Annotated in this window: 25 protein-coding genes; 15 read left to right on the top strand and 10 right to left on the bottom strand. The window is 66.8% G+C overall.

Annotated features, from left to right (window positions below; all coding sequences use genetic code 11):
• Positions 1-48: 48 nt before the first annotated feature.
• Positions 49-2,328 carry an FdhF/YdeP family oxidoreductase gene (locus tag DCN14_RS33790; RefSeq protein WP_096508842.1) on the top strand — a complete coding sequence of 760 codons (2,280 nt, stop codon included), beginning with the start codon at positions 49-51 and terminating at the stop codon, positions 2,326-2,328.
• A 118-nt stretch (positions 2,329-2,446) separates the two neighbouring features.
• Here DCN14_RS33790 and DCN14_RS33785 read toward each other — a convergent pair whose 3' ends face one another.
• Positions 2,447-3,868, bottom strand: a complete 1,422-nt coding sequence (locus tag DCN14_RS33785; protein ID WP_096508839.1) for a cytosine permease — start codon at positions 3,866-3,868, stop codon at positions 2,447-2,449.
• A 364-nt stretch (positions 3,869-4,232) separates the two neighbouring features.
• Here DCN14_RS33785 and DCN14_RS33780 point away from each other — a divergent pair, with 364 nt between their 5' ends.
• On the top strand, positions 4,233-5,156 hold the full coding sequence (locus DCN14_RS33780) for a LysR substrate-binding domain-containing protein (RefSeq protein ID WP_096508841.1): 924 nt from the start codon (positions 4,233-4,235) through the stop codon (positions 5,154-5,156).
• Between the two features lie 105 nt (positions 5,157-5,261).
• On the opposite strand, the gene argE is transcribed toward DCN14_RS33780, so the two are convergent.
• The 4 genes from argE to DCN14_RS33760 form a co-directional block, all read right to left on the bottom strand.
• Complete coding sequence (gene argE, locus DCN14_RS33775) at positions 5,262-6,425, bottom strand: acetylornithine deacetylase (protein ID WP_096508838.1); 1,164 nt, start codon at positions 6,423-6,425, stop codon at positions 5,262-5,264.
• Positions 6,418-7,095: a DUF1028 domain-containing protein gene (locus DCN14_RS33770; protein WP_096508837.1), complete on the bottom strand. Its 678-nt coding sequence runs from the start codon at positions 7,093-7,095 to the stop codon at positions 6,418-6,420. The genes argE and DCN14_RS33770 overlap by 8 nt, the downstream gene beginning before the upstream one ends.
• An 8-nt stretch (positions 7,096-7,103) precedes the next feature.
• A complete protein-coding gene (locus tag DCN14_RS33765; RefSeq protein WP_096508836.1) occupies positions 7,104-7,541 on the bottom strand; it encodes a RidA family protein in 438 nt (145 codons plus the stop codon).
• A gap of 127 nt (positions 7,542-7,668) precedes the next feature.
• Positions 7,669-9,015 (bottom strand): NAD(P)/FAD-dependent oxidoreductase, encoded by a 1,347-nt coding sequence (locus tag DCN14_RS33760; protein WP_096508835.1) that lies wholly within the window; start codon positions 9,013-9,015, stop codon positions 7,669-7,671.
• 100 nt (positions 9,016-9,115) lie between these two features.
• Between DCN14_RS33760 and DCN14_RS33755 the strand changes: the two genes are divergently transcribed.
• From DCN14_RS33755 to DCN14_RS33740, 5 genes are all read left to right on the top strand, one after another.
• Positions 9,116-9,442 carry a hypothetical protein gene (locus tag DCN14_RS33755; protein WP_096508834.1) on the top strand — a complete coding sequence of 109 codons (327 nt, stop codon included), beginning with the start codon at positions 9,116-9,118 and terminating at the stop codon, positions 9,440-9,442.
• Positions 9,443-9,781: 339 nt separating this feature from the next.
• A complete protein-coding gene (locus DCN14_RS38505; protein WP_172441956.1) occupies positions 9,782-9,937 on the top strand; it encodes a hypothetical protein in 156 nt (51 codons plus the stop codon).
• Positions 9,938-10,142: 205 nt separating this feature from the next.
• Positions 10,143-11,156: a tryptophan--tRNA ligase gene (gene trpS / locus DCN14_RS33750; RefSeq protein ID WP_096508833.1), complete on the top strand. Its 1,014-nt coding sequence runs from the start codon at positions 10,143-10,145 to the stop codon at positions 11,154-11,156.
• 317 nt (positions 11,157-11,473) lie between these two features.
• Complete coding sequence (locus DCN14_RS33745) at positions 11,474-11,809, top strand: DUF1493 family protein (protein ID WP_239007992.1); 336 nt, start codon at positions 11,474-11,476, stop codon at positions 11,807-11,809.
• A 172-nt stretch (positions 11,810-11,981) separates the two neighbouring features.
• A complete protein-coding gene (locus tag DCN14_RS33740) occupies positions 11,982-12,422 on the top strand; it encodes a nuclear transport factor 2 family protein (RefSeq protein ID WP_162826273.1) in 441 nt (146 codons plus the stop codon).
• Positions 12,423-12,455: 33 nt separating this feature from the next.
• Here DCN14_RS33740 and DCN14_RS33735 read toward each other — a convergent pair whose 3' ends face one another.
• The 4 genes from DCN14_RS33735 to DCN14_RS33720 all read right to left on the bottom strand — a co-directional run bounded on the left by DCN14_RS33735 (position 12,456) and on the right by DCN14_RS33720 (position 16,395).
• Positions 12,456-12,842: a VOC family protein gene (locus DCN14_RS33735; RefSeq protein WP_096508830.1), complete on the bottom strand. Its 387-nt coding sequence runs from the start codon at positions 12,840-12,842 to the stop codon at positions 12,456-12,458.
• Positions 12,843-12,891: 49 nt separating this feature from the next.
• Positions 12,892-13,812 (bottom strand): bestrophin family ion channel, encoded by a 921-nt coding sequence (locus DCN14_RS33730; protein WP_096508829.1) that lies wholly within the window; start codon positions 13,810-13,812, stop codon positions 12,892-12,894.
• 171 nt (positions 13,813-13,983) lie between these two features.
• The gene (gene cydB, locus DCN14_RS33725) at positions 13,984-14,991 is read right to left on the bottom strand and encodes a cytochrome d ubiquinol oxidase subunit II (protein ID WP_096508828.1); all 1,008 of its coding nucleotides are present in this window, start codon (positions 14,989-14,991) and stop codon (positions 13,984-13,986) included.
• 3 nt (positions 14,992-14,994) lie between these two features.
• The gene (locus tag DCN14_RS33720; protein WP_096508827.1) at positions 14,995-16,395 is read right to left on the bottom strand and encodes a cytochrome ubiquinol oxidase subunit I; all 1,401 of its coding nucleotides are present in this window, start codon (positions 16,393-16,395) and stop codon (positions 14,995-14,997) included.
• Between the two features lie 404 nt (positions 16,396-16,799).
• Between DCN14_RS33720 and fdhD the strand changes: the two genes are divergently transcribed.
• From fdhD to moaD, 5 genes are all read left to right on the top strand, one after another.
• Positions 16,800-17,669 carry a formate dehydrogenase accessory sulfurtransferase FdhD gene (gene fdhD / locus DCN14_RS33715; protein WP_096508826.1) on the top strand — a complete coding sequence of 290 codons (870 nt, stop codon included), beginning with the start codon at positions 16,800-16,802 and terminating at the stop codon, positions 17,667-17,669.
• Complete coding sequence (gene glp / locus DCN14_RS33710) at positions 17,669-18,883, top strand: gephyrin-like molybdotransferase Glp (protein WP_096508825.1); 1,215 nt, start codon at positions 17,669-17,671, stop codon at positions 18,881-18,883. Before fdhD ends, glp begins: the two co-directional genes overlap by 1 nt.
• Positions 18,884-19,067: 184 nt before the next feature.
• A complete protein-coding gene (moaA, locus tag DCN14_RS33705; RefSeq protein WP_096508824.1) occupies positions 19,068-20,198 on the top strand; it encodes a GTP 3',8-cyclase MoaA in 1,131 nt (376 codons plus the stop codon).
• Positions 20,199-20,244: 46 nt separating this feature from the next.
• A complete protein-coding gene (locus DCN14_RS33700; RefSeq protein WP_096508823.1) occupies positions 20,245-20,808 on the top strand; it encodes a molybdenum cofactor biosynthesis protein MoaE in 564 nt (187 codons plus the stop codon).
• Positions 20,809-20,878: 70 nt separating this feature from the next.
• Positions 20,879-21,136: a molybdopterin converting factor subunit 1 gene (moaD, locus tag DCN14_RS33695; protein WP_096508822.1), complete on the top strand. Its 258-nt coding sequence runs from the start codon at positions 20,879-20,881 to the stop codon at positions 21,134-21,136.
• Between the two features lie 58 nt (positions 21,137-21,194).
• Here the strand turns inward: moaD and DCN14_RS33690 are convergent, their stop codons facing one another.
• On the bottom strand, positions 21,195-21,857 hold the full coding sequence (locus tag DCN14_RS33690) for a glutathione S-transferase family protein (RefSeq protein WP_096508821.1): 663 nt from the start codon (positions 21,855-21,857) through the stop codon (positions 21,195-21,197).
• A gap of 111 nt (positions 21,858-21,968) precedes the next feature.
• Here DCN14_RS33690 and DCN14_RS33685 point away from each other — a divergent pair, with 111 nt between their 5' ends.
• The 3 genes from DCN14_RS33685 (at position 21,969) to DCN14_RS33675 (ending at position 24,913) form a co-directional block, all read left to right on the top strand.
• Positions 21,969-22,946 (top strand): YafY family protein, encoded by a 978-nt coding sequence (locus DCN14_RS33685; RefSeq protein WP_096508820.1) that lies wholly within the window; start codon positions 21,969-21,971, stop codon positions 22,944-22,946.
• Positions 22,947-23,379: 433 nt separating this feature from the next.
• Complete coding sequence (gene rarD / locus DCN14_RS33680; RefSeq protein ID WP_096508819.1) at positions 23,380-24,273, top strand: EamA family transporter RarD; 894 nt, start codon at positions 23,380-23,382, stop codon at positions 24,271-24,273.
• A 307-nt stretch (positions 24,274-24,580) separates the two neighbouring features.
• A complete protein-coding gene (locus tag DCN14_RS33675) occupies positions 24,581-24,913 on the top strand; it encodes a barstar family protein (protein WP_096508818.1) in 333 nt (110 codons plus the stop codon).
• Positions 24,914-25,115: the final 202 nt, after the last annotated feature.

Here is a 25,115-nt window from a genome sequence, read left to right as displayed (position 1 = left end):
CGGTGCAACCCGAGCCGCCGGCAGCAGAACCGGCTCAAGGAGATTCACATGACAAATCGACGCGAAGTGCCAGGCATCAGGAAGTACGATGGGCCCGCCGGCGGTTGGGGCGCGCTTCGCGCGACAGCCGAGGCCGTGCGCACGCAGATGGAAACCATCGAGGCGCCGATCGTGCTGATGCGGACCAACCAGCCCGACGGCTTCGACTGCCCGGGCTGCGCGTGGCCCGACAAGGAACACAAGTCGACGTTCCAGTTCTGCGAGAACGGGGCGAAGGCCGTCACCTGGGAGGCGACGACCAAGCGCGTGACGCCCGAGTTCTTCGCGACGAACACCGTGGCGTCGCTGCTGCGCATGTCGGACTACGCGCTGGAGAACATGGGCCGGCTCACGCATCCGCTCGTCTACGACCGCGCGACCGACACGTTCCGCGCGGTCGCATGGGACGATGCGTTCGCGCGCATCGGCGAAGTGCTGCGCGCGCTGCCGCCCGAGCAGGTCGAGTTCTATACGTCGGGCCGCGCGTCGAACGAAGCCGCGTATCTCTATCAGCTATTCGCGCGCGAACTCGGCACCAACAACTTCCCCGACTGCTCGAACATGTGCCACGAGCCGACCAGCGTCGGCCTGCCGCAGTCGATCGGGATCGGCAAGGGCACCGTCTCGCTGGAGGATTTCGACCACTGCGAGCTGATCATCTCGATCGGCCACAACCCCGGCACCAACCACCCGCGGATGATGGGCACGCTGCACGAGTGTTCGCGCCGCAACGTGCCGATCATCGTGTTCAACCCGCTGCGCGAGCGCGCGCTCGAACGCTTCGCCGATCCGCAGGACATGATCGAGATGGCGTCGTTCGGCTCGACGCGGATCGCATCGACGTACTACCAGGTCGATGCGGGCGGCGACGCGGCCGCGCTCAAGGGCATCATGAAGGCGCTGCTGCAGCTCGAAGCCGAGCGCGGCGACGTGCTCGACCGCGACTTCATCGCGCAGCACACCGAAGGTTTCGATACGTTCTCCGCCGACCTGCAGGCCACGCCGTGGAATGACATCGAGCGCGCGAGCGGCCTCGCCCAGGCGCAGCTCGAGCAGGTCGCGCTCGCGTATGCGAAGTCGAGCGCGACGATCGTCACGTACGGGATGGGCGTCACGCAGCACAACAAGGGCACCGCGACCGTGCGCCTGATCGCCGACCTGCTGCTGATGCGCGGCAACATCGGCAAGCCCGGCGCGGGCGTGTGCCCGCTGCGCGGCCATTCGAACGTGCAGGGCAACCGCACGGTGGGCATCACCGAGAAGCCGTCGGCCGCGTTCCTGCAGAAGATCGAGGAGGTGTGCGGCTTCAAGCCGCCCGCGCATCACGGGCACGACGCCGTGCAGGCGATGCAGGCCATGATCGACGGCCAGGCCAAGGCGCTGCTGTGCCTCGGCGGCAACTTCGCGGTCGCGCTGCCCGATCCGGACCTGTCGTTCCCGGCGATGGCGAAGCTCGACCTGAGCGTGCATCTCGGCACGAAGCTGAACCGCTCGCACCTGCTGGTCGCGAAGGAGACCTACATCCTGCCCGTGCTCGGCCGCACCGAGCTCGACATGCAGGCGAGCGGCCGGCAGTCGATCACCGTCGAGGATTCGATGTCGATGGTGCACGCGTCGGCCGGCAAGCTGAAGCCTGCGTCGGACGAGCTGCGCTCCGAGCCCGCGATCGTCGCGGGGATCGCCCATGCGACACTGCCGGCCAGCAAGGTCGCGTGGCTCGACCTGATCGCCGACTACGACCGCATCCGCGACCTGATCGATCGCACCGTGCCCGGCTTCGAGGCGTTCAACGAGCGCATCCGCACGCCCGGCGGCTTCCGGCTGCCGCTGCCGCCCACCGAGCGCGTGTGGCCCACGCCGACCGGCAAGGCGATGTTCTCGGTCTACACGGGCGTGAAGGAAGACGCGGACGTGCTCGGCGGCGAGCAGGTGCTGCGGCTCATCACGCTGCGCAGCCACGACCAGTACAACACGACGATCTACGGGCTCGACGACCGCTATCGCGGCGTGTTCGGGCGCCGCGACGTGCTGTTCATGAACGTCGCGGATCTCGCGAAGTACGGGCTCGAGCACGGCGACCTCGTCGACATCGAGACCATCACCGCATCGGGCCGCACGCTGCGCCTCGAGAAGATCACCGCGATCGAGTACGACATCGCGCCGGGGTCGGTCGGCGCGTACTACCCGGAAGCGAACGTGCTCGTGCCGCTCGACTACATCGACAAGGAAAGCGGCACGCCGTCGTACAAGTCGGTGCCGGTGCGCGTCGCGCGCGCGGCGGTCGTCTGACCGGCGGGCCGGCTCGCAGCGAGCGCGAGCCGGCCCGCCGCATCCCTGCCCCTTCCCATGGCCGGCGCATCGTCATCGATTCGCCGGCCCTTTTGCATCGCGTCGCGAAACGCGCCGCTTACCGCGCCGCCGACGGCGGCAGATGCGCGCCGGTCTGACGACGCCGGTACGCGCTGTCGCGCGTCGCGAGCCAGTAGTACAGCGGCGACGTCAGCACGAGCCCGACGACCCACGACAAGTCCGCGCCGCCGAGATGCGCGGGAATCGGACCCGCGTACATCGGCGTGTTCATGAACGGAATCTGCACGAGAATCCCGATCGCATACGCGAGCAGCGCCTGCGGATTGAAGCGGCCATACACGCCGCCGTCGGCCATGAAGATCGACTGGATGTCGTACTTGCCCTTGTGGATCACGTAGAAGTCGATCAGGTTGATCGCCGTCCACGGCACCAGCACGACCAGCAGCGCGAGCACCAGGTCGACGAGATTGCCGACGAAGTTCGTCGACGCACCGATCGCCGCGTAACAGCATCCGACGAAAATCACCACCGACACCACCGCGCGCGCTTTCGCGGTCGGAATCCACTTGTACGCGAACGTCTGCACCGACGTGATCACCGCGAGCACCGCGCCGTACAGGTTCAGCGCGTTGTGGCTGATCACGCTCAGCAGGAACAGCACGAGCATCAGCGGCCCGAGCGGGCCCGTCGCCTGCTTCACCGCATCCATCGTGTCCGCGCCGGCCGGCACCGCGAGCACCGCGACCGCGCCGAAGATGAACGCGAGCGTCGAGCCGATCGTGCAGCCGAGATAGGTCGCCCAGAACGTCGACGCGACGCCGACGTCTTCCGGCAGGTAGCGCGAATAGTCCGACACGTACGGCGCGAACGCGATCTGCCACAACGCCGACAGCGACACCGTCGCGAGCCAGCCCGCGAAGTCGAAGCCGCCGCGCGTGAGGAAATCGGCGGTGCTCACGTGCGACAGGATCATCCAGAAGCCGACGAGAATGCCGATGCCGAGCACCCACGTGCCGATCCGGTTCAGGATGTGGATGAACCGGTAGCCGACGATCCCGATCAGCCCCGAGCCCACCGCGCCGATCACGATCCCGACCGGCACCGGCACCGACGACGCGATGCCGTGCACCGACTTGCCGGCCAGCACGATGTTCGATGCGAAGAAACCGACGTACATCACCGCCGCGATCACCGTAACGAGCAGCGCGCCCCACGAGCCGAACTGCGCGCGGCTCTGGATCATCTGCGGAATGCCCATCTGCGGGCCCTGCGCCGAATGCAGCGCCATCAGCACGCCGCCGACCGCCTGGCCGACGACGATCGCGACGATTCCCCACATCAGGTTCAGGTGAAAGATCTGCACGCCGAGCGCGCCCGTCACGATCGGCAGCGGCGCGATGTTGCCGCCGAACCAGAGGGTGAACAGGTCGCGCACCTTGCCGTGGCGCTCGGCCGGCGGCACGTAGCCGATCGTGTGTTTCTCTATCATGGGGGACGCGTTGCGGTCCGCGGTGGTCATGGCGATGTCTCCTGTCTGGCGCGCGATGCGCGCTTTCCGTGTCAGCCGGCGCGACGGGATGCGCGCCTGCAAGCGGGTCCGGATACGCGGGCGACGACGTGCCGATCGCGCCCCGTGGCGCGATGCCTGCGGGGACGAATGAACACGCCGCCAGCGCGTGTGCGGCGCCGTTGCGATCCAGGTTGCAGACGATGGTGCGCCATGCATGAAGCGACCGGAAAATACTAAAAATATTTTCGGGACATACGAAAAAACTCTGTAGCGGAAATTCCGGCACGACGCTTCTTCGGGTAAGGTGCTACGCACGGAAATGGACAGATGCGCGCCGCGGCGTCATGCGGCGGCGCCGGTATCAGAGGTGCTCGTGGCTCACTACACTTTGCGGCAACTGAAATATTTCGTGACGACGGTCGAATCCGGCAGCGTCGCCGAAGCGTCGCGTCAGCTCTTCATCGCACAACCGTCGATTTCCAGCGCGATCAAGGGTCTCGAGGAAAGCTTCGGCGTGAAGCTGTTCATCCGCCATCACGCGCAGGGCGTGTCGCTGACGCCGAGCGGCACGCGTTTCTACCGGAAAGCGCAGGAGCTGCTGCGCATCGCGCACGAATTCGAACAGAACGCGCTGGCCGACAACGACGTCATCACCGGACAGATCGACATCGGCTGCTTCGAGACGGTCGCGCCGCTCTATCTGCCGCAGCTGATCGCCGGGTTTCGCGAGCGCTACCCCGGCGTCAACATCCGGCTGCGCGACGGCGACCAGCAGGAACTCGTGCAGGGGCTGACCGCCGGCACGTTCGATCTCGCGTTCCTCTACGACCACGACCTCGACGGCACGATCGAGACCGAACCGCTGATGCCGCCGCAGCAGCCGTACGTACTGCTGCCCGAGAATCATCGCTTTGCCGGGCAGGCGCACGTGTCGCTGCGCGATCTCAGCGTCGAGCCGATGATCCTGCTCGACGTGCAGCCGAGCCGCACGTACTTCGTCAGCCTGTTTCACGAACTCGGGTTGACGCCGAACATCGTGTTCGGCTCGCCGTCGATCGAGATGGTGCGCGGCATGGTCGGCCAGGGGTTCGGCTTCTCGCTGCTCGTCACGCGGCCGCATTCCGAATACACGTACGACGGCCGGCGCGTCGTGACGATCGGTCTGAGCGAAACGGTGAGCCCGTCGGGGCTCGTCACCGCGCGCCTGAAGCGCGGGCAGCTCACGAAGCAGGCGCAGTCGTTCGTCGATTTCAGCCGCGAGCGGCTTGCGCAGCTCATCGAGGCATCGGCGCGCTGACGACGGACGCAAAAGCAAAACCGCACGCGCCGCCAAGCGGCAGCGTGCGGTTTTTTGCGGCTTGATGCGGCCCGCCGCAGCCCGATGCAGCCCGCCGCAGCCCGGTCAGTCCGCTGAAGCGAGATACGTCACGAGACGCCCCAGCATCGCGTCGCATCCGTGCAGCTGATCGAGCGTGACGAATTCGTCGGGCTTGTGCCCCTGATCCATGCTGCCCGGCCCGCACACCACCGTCGGAATGCCGGCCTGCCCGAACAGCCCGCCCTCGGTGCCGAACGCGACGGTGCCGAACGCGTCGGAACCGCTCAGCATCGCGAGCAGCCGCGCGGCTTCGCTGTCCGGCGACGTCGCGAGCCCCGGGTACGCGCCGAGCGGCTGCAGACGGATGTCGGTATCGGCCTGCACCGCGCGCATCGTCGGCAACAGTTCGGATTCCGCATAGTCCTGCAGTTTTCTCGGCACGTCGTGCGCATCGAACGCCGGCAGCGCGCGCACCTCGAAATCGAACTCGCATTCGGCCGGCACGATGTTCAGCGCGCGGCCGCCCTTGATCAACCCCGTCTGCACGGTCGAGAACGGCGGATCGAAGCGGCTGTCGTGATGCTCGGGCCGCGCGAGTGTCGCGCCGATCTCGCCGAGCCGGCCGATCAGCTTCGCCGCGTAGTCGATCGCGTTGACGCCGAGCGGCGCATACGCGGAGTGGCACGCCGCGCCCTTCACGTGACAGCGCATCGCCAGCTTGCCCTTGTGGCCGAGCACCGGCTTCAGCTCGGTCGGCTCGCCGATCAGGCACAGGCGCGGCCGGTGTTCGCGCGCGGCCAGCGCGTCGAGCATCGGCCGCACGCCGAGACAGCCGACTTCCTCGTCGTACGAGAACGCGAGATGCACCGGCAGGCTCAACGGCCGCGCGACGAACGCCGGCACCGCCGCCAGCACCGACGCGATGAAGCCCTTCATGTCGGCCGTGCCGCGCCCGTACAGCCGGCCGTCGCGCTCGGTCAGCCGGAACGGCTCGACCGTCCACGCCTGCCCGTCGACCGGCACCACGTCGGTATGGCCCGACAGCGCGATACCGCCGCGATCGCGCGGCCCGATCGTCGCGTACAGGCTCGCCTTCGTGCGTTCCGCGTTGTAGAACAGTTCGCTCTCGACGCCGAAGCCGTCGAGATAGTCGCGGATGAACGCGATCATCGCGAGGTTCGAATCGCGGCTGACCGTCGCGAAGCCGACCAGCCGTTCGAGCAGCGCGCGGCTCGATGGATCACTCATCGCCCGGCACTCCGTAGCTCGGCGCGGCCGTCGGATTCAGCGCGCGCGTCTGGTAGTCCTGCATCTGCGGGCGATAGGCCTGCCACAGTGCATCGAGCTGCCCGATCGGGTCGGCATCCGCCCAGTCGATGCGCAGGTCGACGATCGGCCAGGTCACGTCGCCCGCCACCTTCAGCGCGGCCGAATGCACCGGCCCCGCTTCGCCGCCCGCCGCGATCGCCGCATGCATCGCGGCCAGCAGGCGATCGGCGAGCAGCCCGGGCGCCTGCTCGAATGCGCGCGCCATGGCGTCGATCACGGCCGGTGCGGCCAGCAGGTTGCCCGCCGCCACGCATTGCTCGCCCTGCACCGCACGATGCATGCCGAGCGCTTCCTTGCCCGTGAAGCACGCCGTCTGTCCCTGCCCGTCGATCACCGTGACCTGCCGGTACTGGCTCCAGCCGTTCGCGCTCAGCGCGCGGTCGAGCGCGGCGGCCGGCGCGAGCTGTTCGTGCTCGACCAGATCGAGGATCTGCGGGCCGAGCGCCGGCAGCGTGACGTTCTGCGTCGCGACCGCGCCGACGCCCGCGCGCACCCACGGACAGCGCGCGCCCACCGCGATGCTCGACGAGCTGATTGCGATCCCGAGCTGGCCCGTTTCCGGGCAGCGCCCGACGATGGAGAAAGTCATCTCGCCTCCTATGCGCGGTTCGACGGCCAGTTGTCCGGGATCACCGCGATCACGTCGATCTCCATCAGCCACTGCGGCTGGCCGAGCGCCGACACGACGAGCCCCGTCGAAATCGGGTACACGCCCTTCAGCCACTTGCCGACTTCCTGGTACACCGGCTCGCGATAGCGCGGGTCGATCAGATAGGTCGTCGTCTTCACGATGTGCGTGATGTCGCTGCCGGCTTCGTCGAGCAACTGCTTCACGTTCTTCATCGCCTGCTCGGCCTGCGCGCGCGGATCGCCGAGGCCGATCAGGTTGCCGTCGAAATCGGTGCCGACCTGGCCGCGCACGTAGACGGTGTTACCGGCCCGCACGGCCTGGCACAGGTCGTTGTCGAGCGTCTGGTTCGGGTAGGTATCCTTCGTGTTGAACATGCGGATACGCGTGTGGGTAGGCTGGCTCATCGAGGTCCTTCGAATGTCGGTGGGTTCGCCCGCCGGGCCGGAAGCGGTCGCGGCGTGGCGGGGTTCGGGTTGGCGCGGCGTCGCGTCCGGGCGTCGTATCGGGCACGGGCCGCGGCGTGCATGCGGATCAGCCGATCGCGTCGACCAGCGGGCGGGCATCGGCCTGCGCCCCGTGCGTCGTGTCGTCCTGCCCCGTGCGCGTTTGCGCGCGGCGTTGCGACGCGTCGTGATAGTCGAGGTACTTGCGCTGCGTGACGATGTGGTCGGCGATGTGCTTTGCGTCGTGCCACACGCCCCAGATGAAGCTGGAGCCGCGACGCGACAGCCACGGCAGCCCGAGGAAATAGATGCCCGGCTCCTTCGACACGCCGCGTTGATGCTGCGGCTTGCCGTTCGCGGCGAACGCGTCCACCTTCAGCCAGTCGTAGTCGACCGCATAACCGGTCGCCCACACGATCGACGTGACGCCGGCACCGGCCAGGTCGAGCGCGAGGATCGGCTGCGTCACGCAGTCCGGATTCGGCAGGATGCGGCGTGCTTCCGGCTCTTCCGGCAGATCGAGGCCGTTGCGGGCCACATAGGCGTCCGCCGCGTCGAGCAGCGACAGGTAGTTCTCGTCGCCGCGCGCGAGATTGACCGCGAGATCGCGTTCGAACACCGCGACGCCGCCGTCGAACGACTTCGTCAGCCCGACGAGCGTCACGCCCTGATGCGCGAGTGCGCGGAAATCGACCGTGTGACCGCCACGCGCGCCGCTCACGGCGATCGTCACGTGCTCGCGGCCGGGCGTCGCGACCTCCTTGTCCCATTCGCCGAGCACGCCGAGCCACCAGCAGAAGTCGCGGCCGCGATAGGCGCGCGGCGGCCGGTCGTGCGGGCCGACCGACAGATAGACCTGCCGGCCCGCGCGCTGCAGCTCGTCGGCGATCTGCACGCCCGACGAGCCCGCGCCGACCACCAGCACCGCGCCGTCAGGCAGTTGCGCCGGGTTGCGGTAGTCGGCGGAGTGGATCTGCACGAGGCTGGAGTCGTCCGGTGCGATCGGCGGAATGACCGGGCGCTGGAACGGCCCCGTCGCGACGACCACGCGGTTCGCCTCGATCGTGCCGTCGGACGTCTCGACGACGAAGCCCGGCTTGCCCGCGTTGCGCGTGACCTGCTTCACTTCGACGCCGGTGCGGATCGGTGCATTGAACTTGCGCGCGTACGCTTCGAAGTAGTCGGCGACCTGGTCCTTCGATGCGAACGCATCGGGGGCGAGCCCGTCGAATTCGAGCCCCGGGAAGCGGTCGTGCCACGCGGGGCCGTTCGCGACCAGCGAATCCCAGCGCCCGGTGCGCCAGCGTTCGGCGATGCGGTCGCGCTCCAGCACGAGATGGGGCACGCCGAGCTTGCCCAGGTGCTCGCTCATGGCCACGCCGGCCTGCCCGGCGCCGACGACCAGCGTATCGATTGAAGTTGTTTGCACTGCCACGGCTGTCTCCTTCTGAAGTGCGGCTCGCTGCGGCACGGGGGTGCCCGTTATCGTGCGAGTGGGAATGGAGACATTCTGCTGACAGGCAGACCTGGGCGAAATGATGTTTTTTGTGGTTGTTGACGAGCAAAAAGCTGGGGCGGGTGCGCGTGGCAAATGGCGTCGGCATCCTGGCGCGCGGTGCGCCGCGCTTTCCACGACGATCGACGGCCGCGTTTGGCGGCATCACGACAGCCGCGCCGCGGCGTACGGAATTGCGCGTCCGGCAGCGCAGCTCGACGCCATCGCGGCGGGCAGCGAATTGCGCGAATACGTGACGACCCACTACTTGCTGCTCTACGCGCTGATCGAGGGCACGGTGCATCTCCTCGCCATTCGCCATCAGCGGCATGTGTCGTTCGATCCGGCCAGTCACTGGCCGACGTGAGCCAAACGACACGGGAAAACCCTCCGCCAGTCGATCGGACACACCGATCGCGGCACCACGGCGATTCAGGCGACACCGCCCCCGGCAGCCACGCCCCTCACACAATTCTTGACTGTGCCCGCCCCGCCGACCTGTTAGGATGCCGGTCTCCTGGCCTGGACCGCAGGCAACGGACCTTCGATCGTCCCCTTTTTTGCACCTCCGACCGATCCGGCCGTCGCCCCGGTCGACAAGGCGCGCCGAACGGCCGCCTGCCCCGTAAAACCCGCAACACTCCGGCGCCGGCCCATCCGGCCCGTTGCAGCAACCGTTGGAGTGGCGCACGTTGCGCCAGCAAGCATGAAGAAACTGAAGCAGCACATCCGTACCCTGCGCGAGAAGGACAGTACGCCCGTGGTACGCGCCGGCGCGCTGCTGCTGATGGCCGGCCTGCTGTACCTGCTGTGGCCGTCCGCCGAAGTCGCGCGCCTCGCGCTGGAATCCGTCGTACGCTGACGCACGCCCGTCTCCGCTGCGCTATACTTTCGAGATGGAAACCAAACCCGCCTCGCCGAACGTGCATTGCTGGTGGCGCGCCTGACCCAGGCGGCCCGTTTCCTTTTGCATGTCCCGAACGTGATGCCGCCAGCCATGGCGGCATTGTCGTTTCTACGCTCATGTCATGGCTGGCGGCTCCGATAACCCGGAGCCCACCCATACCATGACGCACCCGACCCGACCGACCATTCTCACCGGCGACCGCACGACCGGCCCGCTGCATCTCGGCCACTACATCGGCTCGCTGCGCGCACGCGTGCAGATGCAGCACGAAGCGACGCAGTTCCTGCTGCTCGCCGACACGCAGGCGCTCACCGACAACATGGGCCGCCGCCAGCGCGTCACCGAGAACGTGATCGAAGTCGCGCTCGACTACCTGGCCGTCGGCATCGACCCGGCGATCTCGACGATCGTCGTCCAGTCGCAGGTGCCCGAGCTCGCCGAGCTGTCGCAATACCTGCTGAACCTCGTGACGGTCGCGCGCCTCGAGCGCAATCCGACCATCAAGGAAGAGATCCGACTGCGCGGCTTCGAGCGCGACATCCCCGCCGGCTTTCTCACCTACCCGGTGAGCCAGGCAGCCGACATCACCGCGTTCAAGGCGACGCACGTGCCCGTCGGCGACGACCAGTTGCCGATGATCGAGCAGACCAACGAACTCGTGCGCCGCTTCAACGCGACCGTCGACAAGCCGGTGCTGGTCGAATGCGAGGCCGTGCTGTCGGCGGTCACGCGACTGCCGGGCATCGACGGCAAGGCGAAGATGAGCAAGTCGCTCGGCAACGCGATCACGCTCGGCTCGACGCCCGACGAGATCGCGCAAGCCGTGAAGGACATGTACACGGACCCGAACCACCTGCGCGTGAGCGATCCGGGCCAGGTCGAGGGCAACGTCGTGTTCACGTTCCTCGATGCGTTCGAGCCGGACGTGCCGAAGGTCGACGAGCTGAAGGCGCACTATCGCCGCGGTGGTCTCGGCGACAGCGTCGTGAAACGCGTGCTCAACGAACGGCTGCAGGCGCTGATCGAGCCGATTCGCGCGCGCCGCCGCGAGTTCGAGTCGGACAAGGCCGAGGTGATGGCAATCCTGAAGCGCGGCACGATGCATGCGCGCGAGGTGGCGGGGGCAACGCTGGCGGAAGTGAAGGGCGCGATGGGGCTCACGTATTTCGATTGAGTGGGGAGGGCGACGCGCGTCGCCATCTCGCGACGCGCGCCTCCGAAACGGGTGTCGGGGCGAGATGCGATCGTTGATGGTTGAAAACATTTCACGCCAACCACCCTTTCAACGGCAACGGTCGATTTCGCTGGCACCGCCATGCCGCTCGCCCCGCCACCACGCGGCAAGCGACCGCAATCCCGCCGCTCCCGGCCAACTCGTCTCCCGGCGCAAACGTCACCGGCGGCTTCTCGTGAAATTGACCGGCAACGAGCCATTCCTTAGATTGGCCCGTCAACGACAACGACGGCGATTCTGTAATGGACGATAGTCACATGTGGCGCGCGCTGGAAGCGTTCGTTCGCCAGGAAGCCGCCGTACCAGACACCCGCCGGATGACGGGTGAGACGTCGATATCGGACGACCTGGGGCAAACCGGAGACGACGCCGACATCTTCATGGCGCGTTTTTTCGCGCGGTTCGACGTAGCCCGTGGCGACTACGACTTCGGACGCTACTTCCTGATGGAAGGCGAAGGGTTCCTGTATCACGTCCTGAGAAAATATCTCCTCGGAAAACCCCATACGTTCAAGCGACACGCATTGACCGTCGGTATGCTGCACCGAGCCATATTGCTTGGAACCTGGGACACCGAGGCGATCGAGCAGTAGCCGTTCACGGGCATTCCGTGCCGCCCGCAATCCGTTTCCGGGTATTCACCTCCAACCTCGTCGATACGCGCAACCGGCCGCGATCCGCGTGCACCCTTAGTCCAACCCGCCGATGCCGCCCCCCGTCCCGCCCGCTATCGTTCCCCCGTCATCCACGCTCCCTCACGCCATCATGACGCCACAGGAAATGATCGACCGTCTCGAGATCCACGATCTGCTGACGCGCTACTGCCACGCCGTCGACCGGCGCGACTGGCACGAATTCGAGCGACTCTTCGCCGGCAACGCGATGCTCGACTACGCGGCGTTCGGCGGCCCCGTCGGCAACCGCGCGGACATCGCGGCCTACCTGAAACGGGTGACGGCGTCGATGCGCAGCACACAGCACACGATCTCGACATCGCTGCTGATCGTCGACGGCGATGCAGCCACCGCGCGCACGGCCGGCCAGGTGATGATGGTGTCGGCCGACGATGCCGGCGACGATCGCGTCTGCTTCGTCGGGCTGTGGTATCGCGACCTGCTGGTCAGGCGCGAATGCGGGTGGCGGATCCAGCGCCGCATGCAGGAGCGCAGCTGGATGCAGACCGCGCCGCCGGTCGCGGCGCACTGAAACACGCATCGCCCGCCGCGCGTTCGCGCCGCATCACTTCATCTGCATCAGCTGCACGAGGTTCCCGCACGTATCGTCGAGCACCGCGACGCGCACCGGCCCCGCATCCATCGGCGCCAGCGTGAAGCGTACACCGAGCGCGTCGAGGCGCGCGAATTCCGCGTCGAGATCGTCGACCTGGAACGATGCCGCAGGAATGCCGTCCTCGTAGAGCGCCTGTTTGTAAGGCCCCGCCGCGCGATGATGGCTCGGCTCGAGCAGCAGTTCGGTGCCGTCCGGCTGATCCTTCGACACCACCGTCAGCCAGCGAAACCCGCCCACCGGCACGTTGTTCTTCAACCTGAAGCCGAGCGTGCCGGTATAAAACGCCAGCGCCTTGTCCTGATCGTCGACGAAAATGCTCGTCACATAGATACGCATTCGTTCCTCTTCCGGATGATGCGCGCCGCCGCGCGCGTTGCTGTTCCGCTTACGTGATCTGATACGTCGACGCCGGCACGAACTCCTCCGGCATCGCGCGATCGCCGAGCTCCAGCACCGATCGCTCGACCGTGCGCGTCATCGCATCGAGCGCCAGCGCATTCGGCGCGAGACCGAACGGCTCCGCGACCTCGTTCGCGATCGCTTCGAGCGCGATCAGCGTGTACGAGATGAACACGCAGATCAGCGGCGTGAAGAACTCCGTCGAATCGACGAGACCGAACGGCAGCAGCACGCAGTACGCATACACGGTACGGTGCAGCAGCACGCTGTACGAGAACGGAATCGGCGTCGTCAGAATCCGCTCGCAGCCGCCCACCGACTTGCCCAGCTCGACGAGTTGCGCCTCGAACATCCAGCACGTGGCTTCGCTGCCGGGTGCGCGACCGAGCGCGCGCACGATGCCGCCGCGCAACGCGTCGAGAATCGCGACCGGCTGGTAGCGCTTGTTCGCGAACGCGGCGGCACGTTCGGCGCCGAGGATGCGCTGCAGGTCTTCCGACGCATCGGTATGGCGAAGCTCGTGCTTCAGCGCATACGTGAACGCGATCAGCAGATCGGCGAGCCGGTTGCGTTCGGCTTCGCCGACGCTGTCGGGCAAGTAGCGCTGCAGTTGCGACGTGACGGTGCGCGCCGCGATCAGCAGGTTGCCCCACAGATGCCGCGCCTCCTTGAACCGTTCGAAGCTCGCGTTGTTGCGAAATGCGAGGAAGATCGCGAGCGCGAGGCCGAACAGCGTGAACGGCGCGGTATTGAGCGGAATCTTCTCGCCGAAGATGCGCCCGTTCGTGAACACCGCCAGCGTGCTGACGATCGCCATGAACACGAGTTGCGGAATGATCGATTGCAGCACGGAGCCGTTCCACACGAACAGCATCCTGAGCCAGTTTTGTCGTGGTCTGACGATCATGATCTTGTCTCGACTGCCCAAGGAATACGCAATGCAAACGGCGCGCCCGATGCGAAACGGCCCGCGCGTGGCGGGCCGCTGTCGCGTCGATACCCGGCCTGACGACGGGATGCACGGCACTGCGCGTGATGATACGCCCGCACCGGCCGTGCCCCTCGCCGGGCGCACCGGTCAGTGATAGCCCGCGTCGCCCTCGCGCACCTTGCCGCGGAACACGCGGTACTGCATCGCGTTGTACACGAGGATGATCGGCAGCACGATCACGGTGCCGACGAGCGCGAACAGCTGGCTCGAATGGCTCGACGACGCATCCCAGATCGTCAGCGACGGCGGCACGATGTTCGGCCAGATGCTGATCACGAGCCCCGTGTAGCCGAGAAACACGATCGCGAGCGTCAGCAGGAACGGCGTCGCTTCGTGCCGCTGCTTCACCGTGTGGAAGATGCCCCACACGCATGCGACGACGAGCACCGGCACCGGCAGGAACCAGCCGAGATTGCCGCTGCCGAACCAGCGATGCGCGACGGCCGGCAGGCCGATCACGGTCCACAGGCTGACCACGCCCATCACGGCCAGCAGCACGCCCGTGAGCGGCTTCATCAGAAGCCGCATCTTGCGCTGCAGTTCGCCGTCGACCTTCAGGATCAGCCAGCCGCAGCCGAGCGTCGCATAGGTGACGAGCACGCCGATCCCGCAGAGCAGGCTGAACGGCGACAGCCAGTCGAACGGCCCGCCCGCGAACTGGTTGTTCTCGACCTTGATGCCCTGCAGCAGCGAACCGAGCACGATCCCCTGGCAGAATGCGGCGAGCGCCGAGCCGCCGATGAACGCGAGGTCCCACATGTGCTGCGTGCGGGTGGCTTTCGCGCGCAGCTCGAACGCCGCACCGCGGAAGATCAGGCCGACCAGCATCAGCACCAGCGGCAAATAGTTCGCGGGCAGCAGCGTCGAATACACGACCGGAAACGCGCCATAGAGGCCCGCGCCGCCGAGCACGAGAAACGTCTCGTTGCCGTCCCACACCGGTGCGACGGTATTGAGCATGACTTCGCGTTCGGCCTTTGCGTCGAAGAACGGAAACAGCAGGCCGATGCCGAGGTCGAAGCCGTCCAGCATCACGTAGATGAACACGCCGAGGCCGATGATCGCGGCCCACACGACAGGGAGATCGATCTGCATGGCTTACTCCGCTTCGGTGACGTTCAGCGGCGTGGACAGCGCGCTCTTGCGCAGCCCCGGATGCCGGTGCATTTCGATATACCCGGCGTGCGCGGCCGGCCCGCGCTTCATCAGTTTCAGCATGTAGTAGATACCCGTTCCGAACACCAGGAAATACACGATCACGAAGATCAGCAGCGACACGCCGACCTGCTGCGCGCTGAGCGGCGCGACCGAGTCGACGGTACGCAGCACGCCGTACACCGTCCACGGCTGCCGCCCGACCTCGGTCGTGATCCAGCCGGCCAGCAGCGCGACGATGCCCGACGGCCCCATGCACACGACGAACCACTGGAACCAGCGCGTTTCATACAAACGTCCGCCCTTTCTGAGCAGCAGCCCGAGCAACGCGGTGAGCAGCATCAGCATCCCGAGGCCGGCCATGATGCGGAACGTCCAGAACACGATCGGCGAATACGGGCGGTCCTGCGGCGGGAATTCCTTCAGCCCGCGAATCTCGCCGTCCCAGCTGTGCGTGAGGATCAGGCTGCCGAGGTGCGGCACCTGGATCGCATAGCGCGTCGTTTCGGCCTGCATGTCGGGCAAGCCGACGAGGTTCAGCGCGGTGCCGCCCTTCTCGGTTTCCCACAGCCCTTCGATCGCGGCGATCTTCGCCGGCTGGTATTCGCGCGTGTTCAGGCCGTGCGCATCGCCGACGACGATCTGGATCGGCGCGAGCAGCAGCAGCATCCACAGCGCCATCGAGAAGCTGCGCTTCACCGGCTCGTCGCGGCGCCCCTTCAGCAGGTGCCATGCGCCGCACGCGGCGACGATGAAGCCCGCGACGATGAACGCCGCGATCGTCATGTGCACGAGGCGGTACGGAAACGACGGATTGAAGATGATCTTGAACCAGTCGACCGGCACGACGAGGCCGTTCTCGATCTTGTAGCCTTGCGGCGTCTGCATGAAGCTGTTCGACGCGAGGATCCAGAACGTCGAGATCAGCGTGCCGACCGCGACCATCAGCGTCGCGAAGAAGTGCGCGCGCGGACTCACGCGCTGCCAGCCGAACAGCATCACGCCGAGAAAGCCGGCTTCCAGGAAGAACGCCGTCAGTACTTCGTAAGTCAGCAGCGGGCCGGTGATGTTGCCCGCGACGCGCGAGAAGCCCGCCCAGTTCGTGCCGAACTCGTAGGCCATCACGACGCCGGAGACGACGCCCATCCCGAAGCCGATCGCGAAGATCTTCGACCAGAACTGGAACATGGATTTGTAGGCGGCGTCGCCGGTGACGAGATAGCGCCATTCCAGCACCGCCAGGAAGCTCGCCATGCCGATGCTGATCGCGGGAAACACGATGTGGAACGACACCGTGAACGCGAATTGCAACCGGGCGAGATGGAACGCATCGAAGATTTCCATGACCGTAATTTGCTCGTGGTTGTGAGGACGTCAGCTCGAAGCAGGAAATCGCGCGACGGCTTCGCGGCGGCACGTGCAAACACGGACGGATCGCACAGTGCACGGCAACGAAGCGTGAATGACGATATCGCGTTTCCGACGATACTCGCAATCGCGCAAACGTGCGCTGAAACTGTGCTTTTCCGGGGGCCGGAGATGTGTGTACGGAAAACACATTTCGGCGCCGCAAGGCCGTCAGCTGTACTGCTTTGCGCAGTGCAACGCTGTATATCCGCGGCATGGCCGCACGCTCGTACCATCGTCCCGAAGCCTGCCGATGGCAAACGAGCGCGACGTCGCGCCCCGCCCCGGCAGAATCCGTTCCGGCCGGTGCACGCGCCTGCCGATCCCCTGGAGAAAACCGCATGGAACCCGGCAACCGCCCCGACGAGCCCGCCGGCAGCAGCGCGTGTCAGGTGACGCGCCATCGCGCCGGCGACGCGCGGGACACCGTCGATCGCGTCGTCGACGAGACGCCGGTTGCACTCGTGTTCAACGGCATCGCGCACACGGTGATGATGGCGACGCCGATCGATCTCGACGCGTTCGGGCTCGGCTTCGCGCTGAGCGAAGGCATCGTCGAGCGCGCGTCCGACGTCTTCGACATCGAAAGCGAATGCCGGCCCGGCAGCGCCGAAGTGCGACTCACCGTGTCGCAACAGGCGTTCATGGCGCTGAAGGCGCACCGGCGCGCGCTGGCCGGCCGCACCGGCTGCGGTGTCTGCGGAATCGAAAGCATCGCGCAGCTCGACCTGCATCCGCCGCGCATCGCGGCGGCCGGCGCGGCGACGGACATCGGCGCCGACGCCGTCGCGCGTGCCGCACGCGCGCTGCCGGAGCAGCAGATCCTGATGCGCACGACCGGCGGCATCCACGCGGCCGCATGGTGCGACCGCGACGGCGCCGTGCTGGACGTCTTCGAGGATGTCGGCCGCCACAACGCACTCGACAAGCTGATCGGCCGGCTCGCGCGGCGGCGCGCCGATCTGCGCGCGGGCTTCGTGTTCCTGTCGAGCCGCGCGAGCTACGAGCTCGTGCGCAAGGCGGCACGGGTCGGCATCCCGATGATCGCGACGATCTCGGCGCCGACGTCGCTCGCGATCGACGTCGCGCGCGAGGCCGGCGTGCGGCTGCTCGGTTTCTGCCGCAACGACGGCTTCGTCGAATACGTGTCGCCCGACGCGCTCCCGTCACCCGAACCGACGCATGCACAACCGCGTGCGCTCACCGCTTGATGAAACCCCTGACCGATTTCGATACCGCCCAACGGCATTTCGCCGGCACGTTCGCGCCGCTGCAAACGACCGTCTCCATGCCGGTCGCGCAAGCCGCCGGCCAGGTACTCGCCGCGCCGCTCACCGCCGCGCTCGACCAGCCGCCGGCCGACCAGAGCGCGATGGACGGCTACGCCGTGCGCCACGCGGATCTCGCGCACGGCGAGCCGCTGCGCGTCGCCCAGCGCTGCTATGCGGGCGACGCGCCGGCACCGCTCGCGCCGCGCACGGCCGCGCGCATCTTCACCGGCAGCGTGATTCCGCCCGGCGCCGACACCGTCGTGATGCAGGAACACGCGCGCGAGAACGACGGCTGGGTCGCGTTCGATGCACCGCAGCGCAGCGGATCGCATATCCGGCGCCGCGGCGAGGAAGTCCGCGCCGGCGATCTGCTGATGCCGGCCGGCGTGCGGCTCGGCGCGATGCATGCGGGCGTCGCCGCGGCACAGGGTTGCGCGCGCATCGACGTGCGCGCGCCGCTGCGGGTCGGCATCCTGACGACCGGCGACGAGCTCGTCCCGTGCGGCCAGCCGCGTGCGCCGCAGCAGATCTACAACAGCAATGCACCGATGCTCGCCGCGCTGGTCGCGGGCACCGGCGCCCTCGTCGCGGCGAACGAGCACGCGGCCGACACTGCGGCCGCGGTCGATCAGGCGTTGCGCGGGCTGGCCGCGCGCTGCGACGTGGTCGTCTGCGTCGGCGGCGCGTCGGTCGGCGACAAGGATCTGCTGCGCCCCGCGCTGACCGCGCTCGGCGCATCGTTCGTCGTATCGGGCGTGCGGATGAAGCCCGGCAAGCCCGTGGCGCTCGCGCGGCTCGACGCGCGGCCCGTCGTGCTGCTCCCCGGCAATCCGGGCGCCGCGATGATCGCGTTCGCGCTGTTCGTCGCGCCGCTGATCCGCCGCCTGCAGGGGCGCGACGATTGCGTGCCGGACGTACCGTCGCTGCCGATCGACATCGACGTCGAGCCGGATCCGCAGCGCGAACGCTTCGTGCGCGTGCGCCGCAGCGTCGGTTCCGGCGGCGCTCCCGTGCTCGACACGCTGCGCCAGCAAGGCGCCGGCACGCTGCAGTCGCTCGTGCAGGCGAGCGGGCTCGCGCGGCTGCCGGCGGGCCGGCGCATCGCGCGCGGCGACGCGGTGCCGTATTACGATTTCGCGCACTGGCTCGCATGAATCGCCGCACGCTGCCTGCTCGCCGCGCACGCAGGAGCACGAACTGTATTCCTGCATTTCGCGCGGGATTGTGTCTCTGCCGGGAAATTCCGGCGGACTATTCTCACGATGAGGCTCGCCACGACCTGTGCGCCGACATGTCGACGCAATCGCGGCCGATCGGCGACGCCACCCCGCTCACTTCATGCAGGCAGACGCACCGATCGTGAATGCCATCGTTTCCGCCGCACCGGCCGCCGCCGCTTCCGCTTCATCCGGCGGCAGTGCGCCCGGCACCTTCTCCCGCGCGCTCGACACGCTCGAGCGGCCGCTGCGCGATTTGCGGCTGTCCGTCATCGATCAGTGCAATTTCCGTTGCGGCTACTGCATGCCGCGCGACAGCCTCGGCACGGACTATGCGTTCATGCCGTCGTCCGAGCGGCTGTCGTTCGCCCAGCTGGAGAAGATCGCGCGGGCGTTCGTCTCGCTCGGCGTCGAAAAGATCCGCCTCACCGGCGGCGAGCCGCTGCTGCGCCGCAATCTCGAAGCGCTGATCGAGCGGCTCGCGACGCTGAACACCGTCGACGGCAAGCCCGTCGAAATCGCGCTGACGACCAACGGCTCGCTGCTCGCCGCGAAAGCGCGCTCGCTGCGCGACGCGGGCCTGACGCGCGTGACCGTGAGCCTCGATGCGATCGACGACGCCGTGTTCCGCAAAATGAGCGACGCCGACGTACCCGTCGCGCGCGTGCTGGCCGGCATCGACGCCGCGCAGGCGGCCGGGCTTGCACCGGTGAAGGTCAACGCGGTGATCGAGCGCGGCGCGAACGACGACCAGATCCTGCCGCTCGTGCGCCATTTCCGTCATAGCGGGGTGGCCGTGCGCTTCATCGAATACATGGACGTCGGCGGCGCACACCGGTGGTCGGGCGACACGGTCGTGCCGGCCGCGCGGATGCGCGCGCTGATCGAAGCACGCTATCCGCTCGTGCTCGTCGGCGAGCCCGCGCACGACGCTACCGCGATCCGCTGCCGACACATCGACGGCGCGGGCGAAGTCGGTTTCATCGCGAGCGTGTCGCATCCGTTCTGCGGCACGTGTTCGCGCGCTCGCGTATCGGCCGACGGCCAGCTCTACACGTGCCTGTTCGCGACGCAGGGCACCGACCTGCGGCCGTGGCTCGACGAAGCCGCGCCGATCGACCGCCTCGCCGCTGCCGTGCGCGATCGATGGATGCAGCGCGACGATCGTTATTCCGAGCGGCGGGCCGCGCGTGCGGCCCGGCCGTCGGGCAAGACCTATCCGACCGTGCGCATGTCGCTCGTCGGCGGCTGACGGGCTGCCGTGCGAAGCGCGACGCACCGCCTACTGGAGAATCGTCATGACGAGTTTCACCGAATCCCGTGCCGCGCCACCCGACGATCCGTCGCGTGCCGGCAGCCCTCCCGATTTCGCCGACCCGCACACCGAACTGCCGCCGTCGATTGCCGCCGGCTTCGAAGTGCGCGTGCAGCATGCCGCGATCGACGCCGGCGCCGAGCTCGCGCCGATCGTTCGCAATCCGAATGTCGGCGCGGTCGTGAACTTCCTCGGCGTCGTGCGCAACGAAGGCGACGTCGACGATGTGATCGCACTCGAAGTCGAGCACTACCCGACGATGACCGAGCAGGCGCTCTGGAGCATCGTCGAGGAAGCCAGCGCGCGCTGGCGGCTCGAAGCGGTGAAGATCGTGCACCGCGTCGGGCGCATTCCGCTCGGTCACGCGGTAGTCATCGTCGTGGTGGCCGCCGCGCATCGCGCATCGGCGTTCGACGCGTGCGAGTTTCTGATGGACTTCCTGAAGACGCACGCGCCGTTCTGGAAGAAGGAGATCCGGCACGACGGCGTGGCCGGCTGGGTCGAGCCGAAGGCGCACGACGATCAGGCGATGCGGCGATGGGGCTGAACGTGCCGGCCGTATTCCTTCGGCTTCCGCCGCTTTCTCCGACTCCGTCGATCGGGCTCCGGACTTCGCCATGAAACTGACGATCAAATACTTTGCGAGCATTCGCGAACAGTTGCATACCGACGAGGAAATCGTCGAGATCGATGCGCGGGAACTCACCGTCGACGCGTTGCGCGGCACGCTCGCCGCGCGCGACGCGCGCAGCGGGGAAGCGCTGCGGATGGACCGCCCCGTGCGCGCGGCCGTCAATCTCGAGATGGTGACGGGCGGGTTCGTCGTGCGGGAGGACAGCGAGGTGGCGTTCTTTCCGCCGGTGACGGGCGGGTGATTCGCTCGCATCGGGCGGCGGCCGGCAGGTTGCCTGCTGCGCCAAGCATCGCGGACAGCTAGTACAGCCCGCGAAGAAAGCCCGGGACGGGATGGTCGATCGAGGCCAGATAACCGGCCATCGCGCCGGCCACTTTTCGCACGGCCGGACGCGCGGTCATCCGTTCTCGCCAGGCCAGCAGGTTCGGCGTCTCCGCCGTCATCGGCGCGCCCTTGCGCGCGCCGAACAACTGCGCCATGTAAAACGCGATGTCCGCGTACGAATAGGTCTCGGCGAGAAACGCCCGATCCGCCAGCACGCGTTCCATCCGTCGATAGTATTGCGCCGCTTCGTCGCGCGCGGCCTGCGCCGCGGGATGGTCCGGCGTCTCCTCCAGGCCCATCAACCGGATCACGTGCGGAAAATAGACTTCATCGCTGCAATGTTCGAGCTGACGCGCAACCGCGCGCGCCTTCGGCTGCACGGGCCATAACGCGGGATCGGGCGTGCGGTCTTCGAGATACTCGAAGATCTGCGTCGAATCGAATATCTCCAGTTCGCCATCGATCAGCACCGGTATCTGCCGCTTCGGGTTGATGCGTACGACGTCCGGATGCCTCGGGTCGTAGCCGCGCTGCTGGCTGAACGGCACCAGCACGCGCTCGAATGCGATGCCCTTCTCGTGCGCGGCGATCTCGACTTTCGCGCCGAACATGCTCAGTGGACCGGTCATGATTTTCATCTGTCGCGCCTCCATGGATGTCGCTTCAAGCCCCGGACGCAGGGAATGCGACAGATAATAGGTCCGTTAACATGACAACCCGTGTCATGTATTCGGAGCAAGGTGCCGCACATGAAAGCCAGCCGCCTGTTGTCGATCATGATGATGCTGCAGGCGCGCGGACGCATGACCGCGCCGGCGCTGGCCGAGGCGCTGGAAGTGTCCGAGCGGACGATCCTGCGCGATATCGACCAGTTGTCGACGGCCGGCGTGCCGATCTGGGGCGATCGCGGCCGCAACGGCGGCTTTCAGTTGCGGGATGGCTGGCGCACCGATCTCACCGGGCTCACCGAGCAGGAAGCGCACGCGCTGATTCTGGCGGGGTTGCCGGGGCCTGCGGGAGAACTCGGGCTGGACGGGATCGCCACATCCGCACGACTGAAGATGATCGCCAGCCTGCCGCCGGACTCGCGCGAACATGCGGATCGCGTCGCCAGCCGATTGCACGTCGATACCGTCGACTGGTATCGGGCGCAGGAAACGCCGGCATTTCTGCGTGAAGTGGCCGATGCGGTGTGGAATTCGCATCGGATCGACGTGACGTACGAAAGCTGGCGCGGCGTGTCGCGTCGCGCACTCGATCCGCTCGGGCTGGTGCTCAAGGGCGGTGCTTGGTACGTGGTGGCGAAGATTGCGGGCAAGCGCGATCCGCTCACTTTTCGGCTTGCGAATATCCGCGAGCTCGGCGCATCGCGCCGCCGGTTCAAGCGGCCCGCGCGCTTCGATCTGGCAAAGCACTGGCGGGATGCGATGAGCCGGTACGAGACGGAGCTTTATCGGTTGACCGCGCATGTCGCGGTGTCGGCGCGCGGGGAGAACTGGCTGGTCAATGCGCGGATCAAGATCGCGCCGGTCGTGGAGCAGGCCGGGCGCGCCGCGGTGCCGCCAGGATGGAAGGAATACCTGATGCCGATCGAATCGATCGAGCACGGTGCGAGAAAGCTGCTGGGGTTTGGCGCGGAGGTGAAGGTGCTGGGGCCGTCGGCGCTCGTGAGCAAGCTCACGCAAGAGGTTGCGGCGGTGACGGGACTGTACGGGCGCAACGCGTAGCCCGGACAAGCTGACCGGCAAGCACGCGGCAACGCAAGTCCTCGCGCGAGAAAAGTACGCGAGCCGCAAGGATGAAGAACGTATCGGCCGAATCGACGTACCGGTGCCTGTCGATAGTGGATGGCCACGTGCTTGTGATGTCCAAGCCGACCAGGCCACCTCCGTCGAACCAGTGATAATCATCGAAAGGCCTCCTGGCCGCCCCATGAAAGGGGGCCGCCGGCCTCGCGCATGACGCCGTTATCTCCTGCGCGCGCCTGCCGTTCCTCGTAAGCGTCGCGTCGGGCTGGACAGCGGCAAAGGCTGGCGGCCAAAATCAGCTATCGTCGCAAAACCGGCTGATCGGCGCAGGGCCGGGTGAAATTTGCGCGAAATTTTTTGCCACCGACGTCGCCTCGCACCAACCACGCGCACCGGCCAACTACAACCAACCATGAATTCCGGCATCGTCTACGCCTTTTCCGCATTCGTCATCTGGGGGCTCTTTCCCGTCTACTTCAAGACGCTCCACCAGATTCCCGCGCTCGAAATACTCGCCCACCGCATGGCATGGTCGCTCGTGTTCATCCTCGCCGTGCTCGCCGCGCGCCACCACTGGGCGTGGCTGCGCCCCGCGCTGCGCGACAGGCGCCTGATCGCACGCTTCGCCGCGAGTGCCATACTGCTCTCGGCCAACTGGGGCATCTACATCTGGGCCGTGAACGCCGGGCATATCGTCGAGGCGAGCCTCGGCTACTTCATCAATCCGCTGATCAACGTGTTGTTCGGTTTCGTCTTCCTGCACGAGCGGATGCGCGTGCTGCAATGGTGCGCGGTGGCGCTTGCGGCGCTCGGCGTGGCCTGGCTCACCTGGCAAAACGGCGCGCCGCCGTGGATCAGCCTCGCGCTCGCGCTGACGTTCGGCGGCTATGGCCTCTTGCGCAAGACTGCAAAGCTCGGCGCGCTCGAAGGCCTCGCGCTCGAAACGGTGCTGTTATTCCCCGTGGCGATCGTCTATCTGATGATGATCGGCATGGCCGGAGCGAGCCATTTCACCCATGCGTCGCTCGGTCTGCAACTGCTGCTGGCTGCCGCCGGGCCTATCACGGCCGTGCCACTGCTACTCTTCGCGGCGGCTGCGCGGCGCATCCCGCTCTCGACGCTCGGCCTGATCCAGTACGTGACGCCCACGCTCCAGCTCCTCACCGGCGTGCTGATCTACGGCGAGCCGTTCGGGTCGGTGCGCGCGATCGGCTACGGCGCAATCTGGGTAGCGCTCGCGCTCTACTCGTTCGAAGGGCTGCGCCGTACGCTGGCAGAGGCGCGGCAGGCGCGCAGGGGAGTTTGAAGTGGAGGTTGGGAGCGGCTGTGTTGAAACCCGGGTGATCGCCTAATCTGTTGGAGCGGCCCCGCAAGCGCGAACGACCGCTGAGATTTGGAAACAGACGTCATGTCAATGCGACTCTATGTAAGGCCGCTTCGGGTCGCGGGCTGCCGAACATAGCCTGGGGAGGCAGAAGCTGCATGTGCAAATTGCATGCGTCGGCACGCGGCCAAGAGCGGTTACTGCTTCTCGGTGCCAGAATCGTCGACAATCCGACGATGGAGCATCTATCGGAACCGGTTAGACGCACAATAGAATCTGGAGTAGCGCGATGACGAAAGTGTTCGTCGACACGACTAAAATTACGGACTGGCCTTCATTCCATCGGGTCTTCTCGCAGATCTTTGGTTTTCCCTCGTTTTATGGCAACAACATGGACGCGTTGGTTGACTGTTTGAGTTACCTTGATGAGCCCGAAGCCGCGATGACGAGCTTGCATGTCAGGCCGGGAGAGACGTTGGCGATACAGCTTGGCGCTGTCATCAGTTTCAGGAGACGCCGTCCAGACCTATTCGAGGCTTTGCAAGACGCGTGCGCTTTCGTGAACTGGCGTCGTACACGCGAGCATGGAGCCGCTTTGGTCGCACTGTCGTACTACGACTGAATCGAAAGACAGCCACAGGCGCACTGCGGCCAGGAGCAGACAATCCACGACAATCGATCAAATGTCCATTCTAAACTTCAGTTGAGCCACCGTCGTGACTCGGCGGGAAGAATATGGCAACACAGTTCCGGATGGCAAGCTACCGCTCGGCTTATTCCTCTTCAGCGACCGGTATGAGTTTGGCTATCGAGCTGGACTCAGA

Source organism: Burkholderia sp. IDO3 (assembly GCF_003366075.1).
Classification (GTDB): domain Bacteria; phylum Pseudomonadota; class Gammaproteobacteria; order Burkholderiales; family Burkholderiaceae; genus Burkholderia; species Burkholderia anthina.
Note: the sequence above shows the minus strand (reverse complement) of the source record. Positions and strands in the feature narration are given on the sequence as shown.